The organism is Streptomyces sp. NPDC002130 (assembly GCF_040296465.1).
Taxonomy (GTDB): Bacteria; Actinomycetota; Actinomycetes; order Streptomycetales; family Streptomycetaceae; genus Streptomyces.
On the sequence record NZ_JBEOXI010000449.1, the window covers coordinates 1 to 3729 of the forward strand.

A 3729-nucleotide genomic window follows, 5' to 3' on the forward strand; every position below is an offset into this window, starting at 1 on the left:
AGCATCTTCCGGAACACAGACGGGTTGTATTACCTCACCTACACGACGGGTGGTGGGGCGAACATCGGGTTTGCACGCAGCAGCGACCGCATCAACTGGACGCCGCTGGGGAACTATCCGGTTCCGTTTTGCTGCGCCTTGATGCCCGGTACGGGAGATGGCACCGGTTCTGCGAGCCCCCCGGGCTTCTCGGGTTCGGCTGGTTTCAGCGACGGGCCGTCGCTGTCACCATTCGTCACCAAGGCCTGGGCGCCTGAATGGTTTGTGGACGGCGATCGCGTCAACGTCATCCTGTCGATGTCGACCGGTGGAGGATTTGTGCCGTATCTGATGACGGCGTTGGAACCGTCGCTCCGGTTGTGGAGCCCGCCTGTTCCGCTCGCCGGGATCGGTGCGGACCACATCGACACCACCGTGGTCAAAGTCGGATCGACCTATCATGCGTTCACCAAGAACGAGACGAGGAAGGTCGTCGAGCATGCGGTCGCTCCTTCGGTGACGGGACCTTATTCGTTTGTGCCGCCAGGGAATTGGGGTTCGCTTGTCGAAGGTCCGGCCGTAGTTCAGTTGCCGAGCGGCGACTGGCGGATCTATCTCGACGCCTATACCGAAGGTAAGTATCTCTACTCCGACAGCACGGACGGGCTGAATACCTGGTCGCCTGTGCAAGAGGTTCCTGGGGTGTCCGGGACTGCACGGCATCTCGGCATCATGAGAGAACCGGCATAACGTTCGACCCCGAGTTGGTAGGGCTCTGATCAAGGACTGCGGTCTTGGTCAGAGCCCTTTCTCGTACATGCGTACTACTTCTGCGCGTCGTCTGCACGTATCAGTGATTGACAAGCTAACGGTGCGACGCAAGTGGGTCTTGCAAGTGCGCGCCGACCACGAAGTGAACATCTCCGCGTGAACCATGCAGAGTTGCGCTCCTAGGCCCCGCTCAGGTGTCTTGATTGCGATCGATTGCCAAGTAGTGCCTGTTGGTTGCATATTCAAGTACGTGCACTGGCTTGATGTCCGCACTTTCGGCCTTCAACTGCCCTGAGGCCCACGAAACGTGGGTTCAGTTCGGTTTGCCACACCGTTTCTGAGAGTTCTTCTTACCTTCAAACCGTGACCTTGCTCATAGTGGGACCTAGGTCCTTTTTGCTGATGATAAGCCTGTCGATATATATCTGTTACCGAAAGTTCACCCTCAATCCAAGATGGCGGAGTCGGCGCGCTGGCGGGCAAACAGGACGATTGGTACCGTCCGGTAACTAATTCAGTTAGTTGTCGGCTACCGCTCTGGTTGCTGTGTCACGTGGAGGAGCAGTTCATGTCGATCGAATCGCAAAACGGCGTATCCCATCGTCGATCGAGGGCCGCGGTAGGGCTCGCGGCGTGTGCGGTTGCCGCGCTGTCGTCTGGTGTGGTCTTCGCAGGGAGCGCATCGGCAACGCCGACGGCGTTGGCGGACAAATTCGCGAGTACGGTCACCGATGACGGCTGGTCGTTGGATCTTGCCGCCACGAAACTGTCGGCGAATCCGGTGCCGAACCTGGCGACAACGGCGTTCACCCGTGAGGGGTTCGTGTCGGCGAAGGTGACCGGCACGATCGGTGGTGCGGGCGATTCGGCAGTGAAGACCGGTTATGTCGAGCAGGGATTGCAGATCGGCTGCCAGATCGATGTTTCCTCCGGACTTGGCTTGGGGCTTGGTTTTTCGCTCGGCCCGTCTGTCGGTGTGAGTATTTCGGGTGTCCCGTCGGCGAACGTGGGTGTGAATGCGTCGGTGAATCCGAGTATTCAGTCGACGATTGCGCCGGGCACGATCACGACGATTCCGTTGGGGAAGAAGGATCTCGAGTCGTCGAAGGCGTCGATCACGGCAGAGAACGTGCACGTGAAGGTTGATGCGTGCATGGGGCCGGTGACGATCCGCTCGTACGCACAACTCGCCGTCTCAACTGCAACCTCGGACAATAGCCTGTTCGTGTATTCCGATCCGACCTGGCTCTAACCCCGAGCAGCCGTCGTCAGCGCTGCATTCTCAACCCACTCTGCGCAGGCCACCATGCCCTCGCACACCCCGTCACACGAGGCCCGAGTCACGGGTTTGCCCATCAATCAGCATCACGGGAGAAGTTCATGAAGATTCGTACCTTGGCCACAGCCGGAGCGCTCACCGCAGGTATCGCCCTCGTCGGTGTTATCGGCGGGGGCGTGGCATCGGCTGCTACCCCGATCGTGCAGCCGGAGCAGGGTCGGATCGGGCTTTCGCTCTCGAATGCGGAGACCGCAGCACTGGCGGCGAGCCCGATCCCCGATGCAATCGCGAACATTGTTCCCGGCTCGCAACGTTGGGTTGGCCGGGCTCCGGGTTCGGTCATCACCAACGTCGATGGCAGGGCAAGCGCCCCCGATCGGGTCGTGATCGCCGAAGCTGCGGCGCATCCGGGTGGCTACGTCAACATCTACGTGTCCGACCCGAACAGCCCCGTCACCGGGGGCTACATCGTGCAGACCTACCAGCACTGGAACTGAACTAGGGCCGGTAACTCCGGCCCCTGACTGCTGCCGCCGATCTCGTTGTTTCACTTCACCTATCCGCCGTTTGGAGTTTCTGTCATGACCATCCGCAACGCTGAACACGCTCGGTCCCGCCCGATGACGGAGCCGCCGGCCACAGTGCACAGTGGTCAAAGAGCGGACGTCGACGACTGGGACCCCGACAGTGAGCTGAGCGAAACATCGAAGGCCGTGATCGCCACCGACATCGGACTCGCATTGTTGATTGCGGCGTTCGCGGTGATCGGACGTCTCGGTGGGTGGGCCGCTGATTATGGGACGATTCTGGTGTATCTGGCGTTCTTTCTGTGGATGTCGATCGCGGGCCGGGTGTTCTGGTGGGGCGCGGACAAGCTCATCGCCGAGGCGCGGAAGAAGTCGAACACCGGTGATCGCCGGTGAAGTCCGTGCTGAAGCTGCGCAGGTCCATCGCGGGAGTACTCGCTGCCGGAGCGCTCATGATCGGCGTGGCCGGAGCCATTGGTGCGGGAATCGCACTGATCGCCGCACCTGCGACTGCGGGACCAGCGGAGGACTGCGCGGCGGTGCGGGCACGTGATCATCAGATCTACCTGAATCTCATTGCGTCGCTGCCACCTGGTTCTCCGATCCCGCCTGAGTACATCAACCCGTGCCTGACCGCACCCACCACCACCCCGACGGCCGCCCCGACAACCACCGTCGGACTACCGGGTGCACAGGCTCCGGGCGGTGGCCCGAACGTCGGAGCGAACGCTCCGACGAACTTCCCCACCTACAATGGCACCCCCATTGTTCCCGTGCCAGGTGCGGCGCAACCGGAACAGCCTGGACAACCGAATAGCCCGACACCATCGAGCATCGAGAACCCTGCAGGGATCCCGGTTCCGACGACCACCAGCGGGCCTGCACCGACCACATCGCAACCCGCTGGATCGACCGCACCCGCATCGACCACTGATCGTGGTCCCGGACCAGTGCCCGCGTCGACGCCGAATAGTGCTCCCGGGCAATCGGAATCAACTCCGAATGTCACGACCTCGGGGCTCGACAAAGGCGACGGCCGTGACCGTTACCTCGAACTCGTGTTGGTCGGTGCCGCTGCGTTCACTGCCGGCGGGATCGGGGTACGTGGGCGTCGTTCACCGTTCGGCCCACGCATACCGTTGCGTGGGCGTACGCCGGAATCGATCCTCTTCC

The 3729-nt window shown here is 61.6% G+C and carries 4 protein-coding genes; all 4 read left to right on the top strand.

The genetic code is table 11. The features are described from left to right. On the top strand, nucleotides 1-729 hold a 729-nt coding region (locus ABT116_RS40720; protein WP_502984026.1), incomplete at its 5' end, for a glycoside hydrolase family protein. Between the two features lie 589 nt (nucleotides 730-1318). Further along, nucleotides 1319-2002, top strand: coding sequence for an MspA family porin (locus tag ABT116_RS40725; protein ID WP_235171055.1), 684 nt, complete (start codon nucleotides 1319-1321; stop codon nucleotides 2000-2002). 128 nt (nucleotides 2003-2130) lie between these two features. Next, nucleotides 2131-2526 carry a hypothetical protein gene (locus ABT116_RS40730; protein WP_298776632.1) on the top strand — a complete coding sequence of 132 codons (396 nt, stop codon included), beginning with the start codon at nucleotides 2131-2133 and terminating at the stop codon, nucleotides 2524-2526. Between the two features lie 84 nt (nucleotides 2527-2610). Further along, entirely contained in the window at nucleotides 2611-2952 is a 342-nt protein-coding gene (locus tag ABT116_RS40735) for a hypothetical protein (protein WP_351645149.1), read from the top strand. Nucleotides 2953-3729 lie beyond the last annotated feature (777 nt).

Coding starts and splice junctions, on each gene's coding strand:
- ABT116_RS40725 (WP_235171055.1), top strand. CDS start 1,319: ATGTCGATCGAATCGCAAAACGGCGTATCCCATCGTCGATCGAGGGCC.
- ABT116_RS40735 (WP_351645149.1), top strand. CDS start 2,611: ATGACCATCCGCAACGCTGAACACGCTCGGTCCCGCCCGATGACGGAG.
- ABT116_RS40730 (WP_298776632.1), top strand. CDS start 2,131: ATGAAGATTCGTACCTTGGCCACAGCCGGAGCGCTCACCGCAGGTATC.